This window comes from Mycobacterium sp. 360MFTsu5.1 (assembly GCF_000383495.1).
Lineage (GTDB): Bacteria > Actinomycetota > Actinomycetes > Mycobacteriales > Mycobacteriaceae > Mycobacterium > Mycobacterium mucogenicum_B.
Map to the genome: position 1 here is coordinate 1 of NZ_KB911482.1, position 13,201 is coordinate 13,201.

Consider the following 13,201-nt stretch of genomic DNA (forward strand, 5'->3'; position numbering starts at 1 on the left):
GATCCCGTTGCTCATCCTCGCCGTGGCCCTGGTCGCCGGCTTCACCGTGCAACGCGTGCGCGGCTACTTCGGCCAGAACCCCGTCATCGTCACCCCGCGCAACTTCGCCGACGACGCCAAACCGTTCAAGCCCAAAGTCGTCACCTACGAGATCACCGGCACCGGCAGCTACGCCGACATCAACTACCTCGACCTGGACGCCAAGCCGCAGCGCATCGACCACGCCCCGCTGCCGTGGAAACTCACTCTGTCCACCACCGCACCGGCAGCCTCGCCCAACATCGTCGCCCAGGGCGACGGTGACTCCATCACCTGCACCGTCCACGTCGACGACGAACTCAAAGACACCCGAACCTCCACCGGCGTGCACGCCCAGACCTTCTGCCTGGTGAAATCCGCATGACGCATTCAACCGACGAAGACACCGTCATCTTCCCGAAGGCCGAGAAGCCGCCGCACCGGCCGCTGATCGCCCGCTTCATCCGCACCTTCGCGATCCCCGTCATCCTGTTCTGGATCGGTGTCATCGTCTTCCTCGGCAGCGCCGTCCCCTCGCTGGACGAGGTCGGCAAGATGCGCTCGGTCTCGATGTCACCGGACCAGGCCGCGTCGGTCATCGCGACCAAGCGCGTCGGCGAGGTATTCCAGGAGTTCAAGTCGAACAGCTCGGTCATGGTCGTGCTGGAGAGCGATCAACACCTCGGCGCCGAGGCACACGCCTACTACGACGAGATGATCAAGAAGCTCGAGGCCGACACGGCGCACGTCGAGCACATCCAGGACTTCTGGAGCGACCCGCTGACCGCCGCCGGCTCGCAGAGCAACGACGGCAAGGCCTCGTACGTCCAGGTCTACCTGCGCGGCAACCAGGGCGAATCGCTCGCCAACGAATCCGTGCAGGCCGCGCAGGACATCATCAAGAGCATCAAGACGCCGCCCGGCCTGAAGGTCTACGTGACCGGGCCCGCGGCGCTCGCGGCCGACCAGCACATCGCCGGTGATCGCAGCCTCAAGCTGATCGAGGCCGCCACCTTCGGCGTCATCATCATCACTCTGCTGCTCGTGTACCGGTCGTTCATCACGGTGCTGCTGACGTTGCTGATGGTGGTGCTCGAGCTGTCCGCCGCACAGGGCGTCGTCGCGGCGCTCGGCTTCTACGACATCATCGGCCTGTCGACCTTCGCCACCAACCTGCTCGTGACACTGGCGATCGCGGCGGCCACCGACTACGCCATCTTCCTGATCGGCCGCTATCAAGAAGCACGCGGCGCGGGCGAATCCCGCGAAGACGCTTATTACACGATGTTCGAGGGCACCGCCCACGTCGTGCTCGGCTCCGGCCTGACCGTCGCGGGCGCCACGTTCTGCCTGCACTTCACCCGGATGCCGTACTTCATATCTCTCGGTGTCCCGCTGGCCATCGGCATGGTCACCGTGGTGTTCGCCGCCCTGACGCTGGGCCCGGCCGTGATCTCGGTGGCCAGCCGGTTCCGCAAGACGCTCGAGCCCAAGCGCGCCATGCGGGTGCGCGGCTGGCGCAAGATCGGCGCCGTCGTCGTCCGCTGGCCGGCCCCCATCCTGGTCGGCACCATCGCGCTGTCCCTCGTCGGCCTGCTGACGCTGCCGGGCTACCAGCCCGCCTACAACGACCGCCTGTACCTGCCTGCCGACATCCCCGCCAACGAGGGCTATGCCGCGGCGGACCGGCACTTCTCCCCCGCCCGGATGAACCCGGAGCTGATGCTCATCGAGAGCGACCACGATCTGCGCAACTCCGCCGACTTCCTGGTGATCGACAAGATCGCCAAGGCCATCTTCAAGGTCCCCGGCGTCTCCCGGTCGCAGACCATCACGCGCCCTGAAGGCAAGCCGATCGAGCACACCTCGATCCCGTTCCTGATGAGCATGAGCGGCACCTCGCAGAAGATGAACGAGAAGTACGCGCAGGACTCGATGGCCAACATGCTCAAGCAGGCCAACGACATGCAGGTCAACATCGACACGATGAAGAAGATGCAGGGCATCACCACCCAGATGGCGGCCACCACGCACAGCATGGTCGGCAAGATGGTGAACATGACCCTGGACGTGGCCGACCTGCGCGACCACATCTCGGACTTCGACGACTTCTTCCGCCCGATCCGCAACTACCTGTACTGGGAACCGCACTGCTACGACATCCCGGTCTGCTGGACCATGCGGTCGGTCTTCGACACCCTCGACGGCATCGACACCATGACCGACGACATCCAGAACCTGATGCCGGACATGCTGAAGCTCGACAAGCTGATGCCTCAGATGGTCGCGCTCATGCCCGAGATGATCTCGACGATGACCAACATGAAGCAGTACATGCTGACCATGTACCAGACCCAGAAGGGTCTGCAGGACCAGATGCAGGCGCAGCAGGACAACGCGAGCGCCATGGGCGAGGCGTTCGACAACTCCCGCAACGACGACTCGTTCTACCTGCCGCCCGAGGTCTTCGACAACGCCGAATTCAAGCGCGGCATGAAGAACTTCATCTCGCCCGACGGCAAAGCGGTGCGCCTGATCATCTCGCATGAGGGCGAACCGATGAGCGCCGAAGGCATCTCGCACATCGACGCGATCAAGAACGCCGCCAAGGAGGCCATCAAGGGCACTCCCCTGGAGGGCTCCAAGATCTACCTCGGCGGTACCGCGGCGACCTTCAAGGATCTGCAGGAGGGCGCCGACTACGACCTGCTGATCGCCGGAATCTCCGCCCTCGCACTGATTTTCGTCATCATGCTGATCATCACGCGATCCGTCGTGGCCGCGGCGGTCATCGTCGGCACCGTGGTGCTCTCGCTCGGCGCGTCATTCGGTCTGTCGGTTCTGCTGTGGCAGCACCTGATCGGGCTGAACCTGCACTGGATGGTCATCGCGATGGCGGTCATCATCCTGCTGGCCGTCGGTGCGGACTACAACCTGCTGCTCGTCGCCCGGTTCAAGGAAGAGATCCACGCCGGCCTCAACACCGGCATCATCCGGTCGATGGGCGGCACCGGTTCCGTGGTCACCTCGGCAGGCCTGGTCTTCGCCTTCACCATGATGTCCATGGCGGTCAGCGAGCTGCACGTGGTCGGTCAGGTGGGAACAACCATCGGTCTGGGTCTGTTGTTCGACACGTTGATCGTGCGATCTTTGATGACGCCCGCTATCGCCGCCCTGATGGGCAAGTGGTTCTGGTGGCCGCAGCGGGTGCGTCAACGTCCGGTGCCCGCGCCGTGGCCCCAGCCCAAGCAGACCGGCGAACTGCAGTCAGCCGCCACCAACACAGGTATCTAGGAAACAGGAGTAAAGACTATGGTCCAGATCAAGCGTGGCCTGAAGCGCGCCGGTACCGCGGTCGCAGCCCTGGGCGCGGTCGCGACGACGCTCGCCGGACCGGCAGCCGCCGATGCCACCGACGACTACCCGATCCCCCACCGCATCATCATCACCACCTGTGATGCCGAGCAGTACCTGGCCGCCGCCCGCGACACCAGCCCGGTCTACTACTCGCGGTACATGATCGACATGCACAACCGCCCCGCCGACATCCAGCAGATGGCGCAGGACCGCATCCACTGGTTCTTCTCGCTCGACCCGGTCGGCCGCCGGCAGTACTCCGAGGACACCGCCACCAACGTCTACTACGAGCAGGTGGCCACCCACTGGGGCAACTGGGCCAAGATCTTCTTCAACAACAAGGGCGTCGTCGCCAAGGCCACCGACGTCTGCCAGAACTACCCCAAGGGCGACCTGAGCGTCTGGAACTGGGTCCAGGCGCCGTAGGCATACCTCCCAGCCGACTTCGGCGTGATCCGTACCGATGACCGCTACGGATCACGCCGTTTTCATAGCGCGTGCAGCGCGGTCACCAGGTCCCGCACGTCCTCGGGTCGCTGTTCGTAACCGGGGAAATAGCAACAGATTTCGTCGACGTACCCGCCGAAGCGGCGTCCGATCTCGGCGGCGCATTCCTCCGGGGTACCGACAATGCCGATGGTGCGCACCACGTCGTCGCTGATCAACGCCCGCATGCCGGCGAAGTCACCGACCTTGGACATCGCGTTGAGTTGGGGCTGCAGGTCCGCCCACCCCTCGGTCTCGAGCACCGGTAGATAGGCCGGCGTCGAGCCGTAGAACGCGATGAGCGTGGCGACACCGTTGATCGCCGCGGTCAGGTCCTCCTCGGTGCGTGCCACCGCCACCATGGCCTGCGCGATGATCTGCAGATCACCCGGCGTGCGCCCGGCCCGCTGCAAGCCCTCCCCCACTGCCGCCAGGGTCCGGTCGGCGAAATGGCGGGCGCTGTGGAACGGCATCACCAACAGACCGTCGGCGACCTGCGCGGCGGTGCGGGTCATGATCGGCCCCAGCGCGCCCATGAGCACCGCCGGCGGACCGAAGGGGTTGGGGCCGGGATTGAAGTTCGGCGGCATCAGGGTGTGAGTGAAGTGCTTGCCGCGAAAATTCAACGGCGCCTTGCCTTCCCAGCAGTCGAAGATCGCCTTGATCGCGGTGACGGTCTCGGCCATCTTCTCGGCAGGTTTGGCCCACTGTGCGCCGTAACGTTTTTCGATGTGCACCTTGATCTGTGACCCCAGGCCCAGCCGGAACCTGCCGCCGCTGTACACCTGCAGGTCGTAGGCGGCGTGCGCGAGATGCAGCGGGCTGCGCGGCCCGGCGATCGCGACGTTGGTCATCAGGTCCACGCTCACCGCGCCGGCCGCCGCGACGAGCGGCAGGAAGACGTCGTGCGGGCCTTCGAAGGTGAACACCCCGTCGGTGCCAAGACCGGCCAGCTCGCGGGCGTGGTCGGCGGCCCGCTGGGGCGCTCCGTCGATCTGCAGTTGTACGCGCATCAGCGTGAGCCCCTCGTCAGTTCCCGACGTAATCCAGAATCGCCGCGGCCACCTCGGCCGGGCGGTCAACCTGCAGGAAATGCCCTGCCCCCTCGATGGTTCGCACCACCGACCCGGCGGGCAGCGCCGTCAGCAGCTGCTCGGTGTAGCCGACCTGCATCGCGCCGTCGTCCGTACCGTGCAGGTACAGGATCGGCGCGCACGGCAGCTCGCGCAGATAGCGCTCGAACTCGGCGTACGGCCCACCGACGCTGCCCGGCCGAACCAGCGCCCGGTAGTAGCCGACGGCAGCCGCGCGGTGTTCGGCGGTCGGCAGCGCGGCGAGCGTCGTCGCGACGTCCTCGGCGACATCGGTCCCGGCCGGAGACCAGTCGTGCCAGAGTCGCGGGATGACCCGGTGCAATGTGCGTTCCGGCAGACCGGGGAGCTGAAAGTACATGATGTACCAACTCATTCGGAGTTGGATCAGGCCCATCCGGGCGGTACGCGCGGCGCTGAAGCGCGCCTGGCTCATCGCCGCCAGCGGCGGGACGGACATCGACACCACCGCATCGAACGGTGAATTCGGATACGCGGCAACGGCATTGGCGGCGAAAGCACCCCAGTCGTGCCCCACCAGCACGGCGTCGGGCCCGCCGCCCAACGCATCGTAGAGGTCGAGCACGTCGGACACCAGCGCGCCGACATGGTAGTTGCCGTCAGCCGGAACACCGCTCGGCGCGTAGCCGCGCATGAAGGGCGCTACAACGCGGTAGCCCGCGGCGGCGAGCAGCGGGGCGACGCGGCGCCAGCCATGTGCGCTGTCCGGAAAACCGTGTAGGCACAACATCAATCGCCCGTCGGCCGGCCCCCACGCCAGCGCCCGCATGCGCAGCCGCGGCAGCGCGAGGTCCAGGGTCTCCTGATTGGCCATCATCACTACGGGGTCAGTGTGACCTTGATGCAGTCCGCGGTCCGCGCCGCGACAGCGGCGTATGCCTTTGGCGCATCATCGAGCGACATGGCGTGGGTGAAGATGCCGTCGACGTCGAGCCGGCCCGACTGCAGCAGCGGGATCAGCGCCGGCCAGGTCTGCTGGACGGGCGCCGTGGTCATGCGCAGCGTGATGCTGCGGATGAGCGACAGGGTCGCGGGGAACGGGAACGGGTTGAGGTCGTGCACGCCGACGACGGACACCGTGCCACCGGCGCGCACGGCGGCCAGCGCCGCGTTCATGGTGGTGTCGTTGCCGACGGCGTCGATCACGGCGGCCGCTCCCCTGCCGCCCGTCGCTTCGTGGACGGCGCCGATCTGCTCCGGCGTGATCGCGGTGGCGCCACTGCGCGCGGCCATCTCGCGGCGCCCCTCGACCGGGTCGACGGCGAACACCTGACCCGCGCCCTGCGCGATGGCGCAGCGCACGGCACACAGGCCGACCGCGCCCAGGCCAAAGACGACGACCGTGCCGCCGGGCGGGATGTCGGCGCGTTGCGCAGCCGCCCAGCCGGTGGCGAGGTTGTCGGTGAGCAGCAGCGCGGCCTCGGTACTGAGATCGCTTGGCAGTCGGTACAACTGGAAATCGGCGGACGGCACCGCGAGCAGTTCGGCCTGCGCGCCGCCGAGCACGCCGGAACCGAAGATCAGCGGACCCGATACGCAGGTGATCGGGTCTTTGGTGTCGCAGCCGACGCAGTGGCCGCAACCCGCCACCGACGAAATCAGCACCGGGTCACCGACTTTGACGGTGCGCACCTCCGGACCCACCTCGACGACCGTGCCGATGGCCTCGTGACCGAGCGCCAGCGGCGTGGCCAACGGGTAGTCGCCTTCGTAGAAATGCAGGTCCGATCCGCAGATGGCCGCCGTGGTGATCTGGACGACGGCGCCGTCCGGCCCGGGCAGCACCGGGTCGGGCACGGTGTCGACGTAGACATTCCCGGGGGCGTCGATCAATACGGTTCTCAACTGTCCACCTCTGCTGATCCGGTGTTCCGTAACGCTGTTACAGAGTCACCTTACGGAGTCCGGATTCGCCTGTGTCGAGAACCCTCGGCAAGCCCGCGCCGCGCCTACCATCGAGACATGGAAGCGAGCACTCGGCGGCTGAGTGCCGCCGTGTGGGACCTCGCGATTCCGGCGCATCGGCAGCCCGGTCTGGCGATGGCCGGCTTCCGGGGCCGAGCGCCGTCGCAGCTCGCGCTGCAGCTCGTGCCCTACCCCGCGGTGACGGTGTTCATCGAGTTCGGTGACGGCACTCTGATCGACGCCGCGGGCGTGCACCGGACCGGCGGCGGGGTCGTCGGCCTTGCGCCCGGCACCGTGACCGCCGTCGGCCGCAAGGTCGACTGTCTGCAGATCCGGCTGTCGCCGGTGTTCGCCCGCGCGGTGTTCGGCGACTGCGACCCCACCGGCGTGCTGCCCCTCGACGCGGTCTGGGGCCGCGCCGCCCAGCGGCTGTGCGACCGGCTGCACGCGGCATCGTCGTGGGACGAGCGGTTCGCCATCGCCACAATGGAATTGGCGCGCCGGCGCGAATCCGGGCCCGCCGTGGACCCCGAGGTCGCGGCCGCGTGGCACGCGATGGTGCACAGCCATGGACAGATCCGGATCGAGCGCATCGCCGACGAGATCGGCTGGGGCCGGAAGCGACTGTGGTCACGGTTCGGCACGCAGATCGGCCTGCCGCCCAAGCGGGCCGCACAACTGATCCGGTTCGACGATGCCGCGCACCGCCTTGCGACCGGCGCCGCGCCCGCCGAGGTGGCCGGCGCCTGCGGCTATGCGGACCAGTCGCATCTGCACCGCGACGCCCGCTTGTTCGCAGGGTTGACGCCGGCGGGCGTGGCCGAGGCGCCGTGGCTCGACGTCGACCCCGTGGCGTGGCAATAGTCCGCGGGAACATTCCTCCAATACACCGCCACACCGGGCCGCCATGGTGATGGCATGGACCCCGAGCTGCAGCCCTTCCTGTCGCTGTTCCCGAAAGCCGAGTTGGACGACCCGGTCGCCGCCCGCCGCCGACTGGCCGAATTGTCCGCCGCCGTACCCGCTCCAGACACCACCGGCCTCCAGATCACCGACTGCCTCATCCCCGGCCATCCCGACATTCCGGTACGCCTGTACCAGCCGGCGGACCCAGTCGGCGCGATCCTGTGGCTGCGCGGCGGCGGATTCGTCATGGGTGATCTCGATACCGAACACCCGTGGGCCGCACGCATCGCGCAGGCCACCAACGCCGTCGTGGTGTCCGTCGGCTACCGCTGCGCACCCGAAAACCCTTATCCCGCAGCACTGGACGACGTCTACCAGGCGCTGACATGGGTGGCCGCCAATGCACCGCAGCTCGGCGTCGAGCCAAGCCGCATCGCCGTCGGCGGTCATGCGGCGGGCGCCAACCTGGCCGCCGCGGCCGCGCTGCGGGCACGTGACGAGGGTGGCCCCCGGATCGCCTTTCAACTTCTCAACCAGCCACCGCTCGACGACCGCCAGCGCAGCTGGTCGGCCCGCACCTTCACCGACACCGTCTTCATGACACGTGCCAAGGTCGCCGCCAGTTGGCGGCACTATCTCGGCGGCCGACCGGCGACGTCCTACGCGGCACCGGCCAGGGCCGACGATCTGCCCGGGCTACCTCCCACCTACCTCGCCACCGCGGAGTTCGACCCCAACCGCGACGAAGCGCTCGAATTCGGGATCCGGCTGCTGCAGGCCGGCGTGTCCGTCGAACTGCACCAGTGGCCCGGCACATTCCACGGATCTCAGGTGATCCTCGGGGCCGACGTCTCGGCGCGCCAGGTCGCCGAGATCAGCGGCGCGCTGCGCCGCGGCCTGACCACCGGTTCGGCGGACCTGCGGCCGGTGTCCGCATGACCACCGCCGTCGACCTGTTCGCCGCGTTCGTCCACCTCTACGACGACGGCCGCATCGAACCGGCCGAACGCACGTTCGGCTCCGGGGAGCCGGGGTGGCACGTGATGACGTTTCACGCGGAGACCGACGCCGAGGTGCATGCCGACTATTGGGAAATCCACACGGAGGCAGACGAACTCGTCGTCTGTGTCGCCGGGGAGATCCGGCTGTATCTACGCGCTGACGAGGACGGCCCCGGCGTCACGCTGACGACGGGGCACGCCATGGTGGTGCCGAGTGGGACGTGGCACCGCATCGCGTTGACACGTCCCAGCGACATCATGTCGATCACGTTTCCCCGCGGCAGCCGGCTCGAGCAGCGCGGCTGACCGCGGGGAGAACGTCAGACCACCTCGCGGCGACGGCGCCCGATGTAGACGGCCAGGCCGACCGCACCGAGGCTCAGCACGCCGCAGGTCACCGCGGCGATGGTCAGCGCCTTGTTCGGGTTCTCCAGCCCCTTCTGGTCGTTGACCAGTTGCAGGTTGTAGTCACCGGGCAGCGGTGCCTCACGCGGCTCGTCGAGACCCGGGAACTGCTGCGTCCGGTGCACCTCGAATTGCCGTTCGCCACTGGGGCTTTGCGTCCACTGGCCCCAGGCCGGCGTGACGCCGTCGAGCAGCACGCGGCGTTCGCCATACTGCACGTCGTCACCGGCGTCGACGATGCGCTGCACCCGGAACGGCTGGTAGACCGCGTCCGAATAGCGAACCTGCACAGGCACATTCGCGTAGCTCAGCACCGGCGGAGGCGGCGGGGGCAGCGGCACTCCGACGCCCGGGTAGTAGCCGCCACCGAAGAAGCTGCCGACCGCCACGTTGACCGCGGTGTTGATGGCGTTCACCACGACCGCGGTGAAGCTGTACGCCGCGAGGTCGGCGACCTCCATGACGATGCGCTGCAGCGGCGGGATGTACACGATGCGCGGCGCGTTGCGGTAGACGTACACCACCCGCACGGGGTCGCGGTACGGGTTGAACAGCACCGGGCGGTAGTAGTCGTCGTACTGCACCCAGTCGGGCCGCCACTGCCGCACCCGGTTGTCCCAGTCCCGGCCCATCGGCCGGTCGTCGCGGCGGTCCCAGTCGGGCCGGTTGTCACGACGATCCCAATCGGGCCGGTTGGCCCGAAGGTCCCAGTCGGCACGGCTGTCGAACTTGAAGTTCGCGACGTTGACGACCTTGGCGAGATCGGCCACGTCGTGCACCGGGGCCGGGTCCGGCAGCTTCACGTCGACCGCTGCGGCGGCCTTCGCGGTCGCGATGTCCTCGACCGGCGCGGTCAGCGTCTCGGGCTTGAGCAGCTCGATCGGCTTCACGTCGCGGGCTTCGCGGGCCGCTGCGGTCGACGGCGTCGCCGACTTGGACGAACCGGCCGTCACCGTGGCCGACGCCGAGGCCGAGGCTTCGACCCGGCCGGGACCGGCCTCGACGCGCTCACCGAACTGGCCCTCCAGACCGGCGACCGGCTTGCCTTCTGCCACAGTGCGATCCGTGGGGGCTGTCGACTTGTCCGGATCGGCAGCACCGGCCGGCGCCGGACGCTCTGCGAGCGCCGTGGTCGGGCCCGGCGTCGCGGACGTCCCGGACGGCGCCGACGTCGGCTCGGCGACGGCGGTCGACGGACGTGCCGGCGTGGTCGGGTCAACCGGGGCTTCCTGCGCCTTGGTGACCTTGGTGGTCGGCGCGGTAGGCGCGGGAGCTTCGGTGTACGACGGCGGGGCCGCGACGACAGGCGTCTCGACCGGCGGCGTCGTGGTCACCGGCGCCTGCGTCTTCTCCGGCGCCTTGCTCTCGGGGACCTTGTTCTCCGGCGCCTTGTTCTCCGGAGCCGTCACCACGGGCGCGGCCGGCGCGACGGGCGCCGCGGGCGGGTCGGCCGGCGGCTTGGCCTGAACGGGCGGGACGTCGGCGGGAGCCTGCCGGCTCGGCGCCTCGGCTTCCACAGGCTGTTCGCGCTGCTTGCGTCCCCGCTGGCCGCCGTCCTGCCCGTAGCCACCACCGGAACCGGAGCCGTCCTGCGCCGAGGACGAATCCTGGCGCGGAGGCTTCGGCACGAGCGTGGTGGTGCTCGAGCTGTCTGAATCACTGCTCGGTTTGGCAGACACCGGCGCCGCACCCACGGTGAGCGCGGTCAACGTCGTCACCACGCCGGTGGCGACGGCTCCCACGAGCCGGCTCTGCCGGCGTGCCTGGCCAAAATTTTTGTTATCGGTTTTATCGGTTCGAGTACCCATCGCGCATCGACTCCCTGCTGTGTCGCAACGTCTCACCGAGTCCATCTACTTAGACGGGCTCGGCGTTACATTCGACGTCTACTTGCCCGGGTTTGTTCCGGCCGCGATCGTCGCGGCCGGGCCGGCGGGCGGTGCGGGGGTCGTCGATCCTGCCGGGAAACCGGTCACCGGCACGCCGGGGGTGCCGACCCGCCCCGCCAGCCACGGCAGGCTGGTCTGGAACGCCGTCACCGCGAACGGCCAGTCGTGCTTACCCGGTTGCGCGACGACGGCGCAGTCGATGCCCAGCTGACGCCCCTGGGCGCACAGCGTCTTCCCGGCCTCGGTCTGGTCACCGGGATTGCCCGCGCCGTCGCGGCCGCCGAGGCCGATGGCGTCGGGATGCGCCTTGGCGCCCTTCCACTGGGTCGGGGCATCCGACGAGATGGCGAACCAGCCAGAAACACCTTGATAAGGACCGTGTTTGGCCATCACCGTGCGGGGGTCGAAGGCCGCCCATTGCGCCTCGCTGCCGCCGTAGAGCCGGGCGATGGTCTGCTCCTTGGTACCCGCGTTGGGGCCCATGTCGCCGGCGATGTCGACGAACGTGCCGAACAGCTCGGGGTGCATCACCGTGAGGTCCACCGCACAGGTGCCGCCCATGGACCAGCCGACGACGCCCCAGTTGGCGGGTTTGGCGCTGACGCCGAACGTGGACTCCAGATATGGCGGGACGTCCTTGGTGAGGTGGTCGGCGACGTTGCCGCGCGGGCCGTTGACGCATTCGGTGTCGTTGTTGAACGAACCGCCCGCGTCGACGAAGACGAACACCGGCGCATTGCCGCCGTGGGCCGCGGCGAAGTTGTCGAAGAGGCTGGCGACGTTGCCGATGCGCAGCCAGTCCGCCGGGGTGTTGAACTCGCCCGCGACCATCATCACGGCCGGTAGCGGCGGGGTGTTGTGCGCGAACCAGGCGGGCGGCAGGTAGACGACCTCGGTGCGGTGCTTGAAGCCCGACGCGGTGTCCGGGATGTCCAACTCGACCACCGCGCCGTGTGACGGGACGACACCGGCGGCCTTCATCGAGGTGACGCTGGACATCTCGGTCTCGTCGGTCAGCGGGCCGGCGGTGAGCTCACCCCACGCGGTCTGCACGGTCGGGAAATAGCCGACCCAGTCGTTGAGGGCGACGCCGGTGCTGAGCACGCACAGCGGCACGGCGAGGATCGCGACGCCGCGACGCCACCACGGGGTGCCGCGCCAGCCGAGTACCAGCACGCCCAGTGCCAGCCCCGACAGGCCCACCCAGACCCACAGGGCCGCCGGTGCCGGGTTCCCCGCCAGGCCTTGCGATGTGGTGAACCAGTTCGCCCACGCGGCAGCCGCGATGCCGAGGATCGCGCAGACCGGCAGCCACAGGTAGCGCCACCGCCGGCCGCGCCAACCGATGGCGACGAGCAACACGATCGCGGCGATCACCTGGATGGTCACGGGCAGCCATCCGTAGAGCAGAGACAGTCCGTGGTGATTGGGGGCGACAACGGGCGGAAGAGTCGGGGCGGCGGGGCCGCCGGAGGCGTCGGCAAGGAGCGTCGTCGTCACAGAATTCGATGATGGTGGCGGTAGCTGTGCGCCGGCTGTGCTGACCGCATGAGGCACGTGAGCTTCGGGCCTAGCCGATCCCCACCCCGAAATACAGCTCGGGCACGACGCCCGGATAGAGGTCACGCGGGTTGGCGCCGCCGGCCTGCCCCGGGATGCCGACGCAGACGTCCTCCTCGACGCCGTCGACGTGCCGGCTCTGGCACGTGGCCGGCTGATCGGCGGTTGCGGCCGGGGCCGTCAGAAACGCGGCACCGGATAACGCCAACAGCCCGGCGGCCAGCCGGCACGGCCGCGCCGCCTTGGTCATCGGGTTCATTGCGTTCGTCATCGCTCGTCCGGGCATTCGTGGCCACATCGGATTTCGGCCTGACCACCAGTGTGCGCTCCGCCGAATCGCGATGCCAGAACCACCTCTGAACAAACATCTGAGGCCGAATTCACTCTAGTAACACCAGTCACAGCCGCCACATAGGAAACTCTAATGTGAATTAGTAACTCAGGTCACTTCAATAACAATTGCATCACTGGACGCGATTGAATCACTAATAACAAAAGAATCACAGGCCCCAGTAGTGCCTATAACCACACGGTAAACACTACTCACGTAACGACTCACTGA

At 68.1% G+C, this 13,201-nt stretch carries 12 protein-coding genes; 6 read left to right on the plus strand and 6 right to left on the minus strand.

The window, feature by feature from the left end; translation table 11 throughout:
• Nucleotide 1 precedes the first annotated feature (1 nt).
• Genes H289_RS0129070 through H289_RS0129080 form a run of 3 tightly spaced genes read left to right on the plus strand, consistent with a single transcriptional unit; the run spans nt 2 to nt 3,801 of the window.
• Nucleotides 2-403 (plus strand): MmpS family transport accessory protein, encoded by a 402-nt coding sequence (locus H289_RS0129070; RefSeq protein WP_029105906.1) that lies wholly within the window; start codon nt 2-4, stop codon nt 401-403.
• Nucleotides 400-3,312 (plus strand): MMPL/RND family transporter, encoded by a 2,913-nt coding sequence (locus tag H289_RS0129075; protein ID WP_020104386.1) that lies wholly within the window; start codon nt 400-402, stop codon nt 3,310-3,312. The genes H289_RS0129070 and H289_RS0129075 overlap by 4 nt, the downstream gene beginning before the upstream one ends.
• Before the next feature lie 18 nt (nt 3,313-3,330).
• A complete protein-coding gene (locus tag H289_RS0129080; RefSeq protein ID WP_020104387.1) occupies nt 3,331-3,801 on the plus strand; it encodes a DUF5078 domain-containing protein in 471 nt (156 codons plus the stop codon).
• Nucleotides 3,802-3,863: 62 nt separating this feature from the next.
• Here H289_RS0129080 and H289_RS0129085 read toward each other — a convergent pair whose 3' ends face one another.
• Genes H289_RS0129085 through H289_RS0129095 form a run of 3 tightly spaced genes read right to left on the minus strand, consistent with a single transcriptional unit; the run spans nt 3,864 to nt 6,818 of the window.
• A complete protein-coding gene (locus H289_RS0129085) occupies nt 3,864-4,874 on the minus strand; it encodes a TIGR03617 family F420-dependent LLM class oxidoreductase (protein ID WP_020104388.1) in 1,011 nt (336 codons plus the stop codon).
• Between the two features lie 16 nt (nt 4,875-4,890).
• Entirely contained in the window at nt 4,891-5,787 is an 897-nt protein-coding gene (locus H289_RS0129090; protein WP_029105907.1) for an alpha/beta fold hydrolase, read from the minus strand.
• A 5-nt stretch (nt 5,788-5,792) separates the two neighbouring features.
• Nucleotides 5,793-6,818 (minus strand): zinc-binding dehydrogenase, encoded by a 1,026-nt coding sequence (locus tag H289_RS0129095; protein ID WP_029105908.1) that lies wholly within the window; start codon nt 6,816-6,818, stop codon nt 5,793-5,795.
• 117 nt (nt 6,819-6,935) lie between these two features.
• On the opposite strand from H289_RS0129095, the gene H289_RS0129100 reads away from it, so the two are divergent.
• Genes H289_RS0129100 through H289_RS0129110 form a run of 3 tightly spaced genes read left to right on the plus strand, consistent with a single transcriptional unit; the run spans nt 6,936 to nt 9,091 of the window.
• Nucleotides 6,936-7,742 carry a helix-turn-helix domain-containing protein gene (locus tag H289_RS0129100; protein ID WP_020104391.1) on the plus strand — a complete coding sequence of 269 codons (807 nt, stop codon included), beginning with the start codon at nt 6,936-6,938 and terminating at the stop codon, nt 7,740-7,742.
• 54 nt (nt 7,743-7,796) lie between these two features.
• Nucleotides 7,797-8,723 carry an alpha/beta hydrolase gene (locus H289_RS31635; protein ID WP_020104392.1) on the plus strand — a complete coding sequence of 309 codons (927 nt, stop codon included), beginning with the start codon at nt 7,797-7,799 and terminating at the stop codon, nt 8,721-8,723.
• Nucleotides 8,720-9,091 (plus strand): cupin domain-containing protein, encoded by a 372-nt coding sequence (locus tag H289_RS0129110; RefSeq protein WP_020104393.1) that lies wholly within the window; start codon nt 8,720-8,722, stop codon nt 9,089-9,091. Before H289_RS31635 ends, H289_RS0129110 begins: the two co-directional genes overlap by 4 nt.
• Before the next feature lie 14 nt (nt 9,092-9,105).
• Here H289_RS0129110 and H289_RS32145 read toward each other — a convergent pair whose 3' ends face one another.
• From H289_RS32145 to H289_RS31645, 3 genes are all read right to left on the minus strand, one after another.
• The gene (locus H289_RS32145) at nt 9,106-10,932 is read right to left on the minus strand and encodes a hypothetical protein (RefSeq protein WP_020104394.1); all 1,827 of its coding nucleotides are present in this window, start codon (nt 10,930-10,932) and stop codon (nt 9,106-9,108) included.
• A gap of 144 nt (nt 10,933-11,076) precedes the next feature.
• Nucleotides 11,077-12,579, minus strand: a complete 1,503-nt coding sequence (locus H289_RS0129120) for an alpha/beta hydrolase (RefSeq protein ID WP_020104395.1) — start codon at nt 12,577-12,579, stop codon at nt 11,077-11,079.
• A gap of 70 nt (nt 12,580-12,649) precedes the next feature.
• Nucleotides 12,650-12,910, minus strand: a complete 261-nt coding sequence (locus H289_RS31645; RefSeq protein ID WP_020104396.1) for a hypothetical protein — start codon at nt 12,908-12,910, stop codon at nt 12,650-12,652.
• Nucleotides 12,911-13,201 lie beyond the last annotated feature (291 nt).

Bases quoted from the DNA above. Each gene is read 5' to 3' on its own strand.
- H289_RS31635 (WP_020104392.1), top strand. From the start codon at position 7,797: ATGGACCCCGAGCTGCAGCCCTTCCTGTCGCTGTTCCCGAAAGCCGAG.
- H289_RS0129080 (WP_020104387.1), top strand. From the start codon at position 3,331: ATGGTCCAGATCAAGCGTGGCCTGAAGCGCGCCGGTACCGCGGTCGCA.
- H289_RS0129100 (WP_020104391.1), top strand. From the start codon at position 6,936: ATGGAAGCGAGCACTCGGCGGCTGAGTGCCGCCGTGTGGGACCTCGCG.
- H289_RS31645 (WP_020104396.1), bottom strand. From the start codon at position 12,910: ATGACGAACGCAATGAACCCGATGACCAAGGCGGCGCGGCCGTGCCGG.
- H289_RS0129075 (WP_020104386.1), top strand. From the start codon at position 400: ATGACGCATTCAACCGACGAAGACACCGTCATCTTCCCGAAGGCCGAG.
- H289_RS0129085 (WP_020104388.1), bottom strand. From the start codon at position 4,874: ATGCGCGTACAACTGCAGATCGACGGAGCGCCCCAGCGGGCCGCCGAC.
- H289_RS0129110 (WP_020104393.1), top strand. From the start codon at position 8,720: ATGACCACCGCCGTCGACCTGTTCGCCGCGTTCGTCCACCTCTACGAC.
- H289_RS0129090 (WP_029105907.1), bottom strand. From the start codon at position 5,787: ATGGCCAATCAGGAGACCCTGGACCTCGCGCTGCCGCGGCTGCGCATG.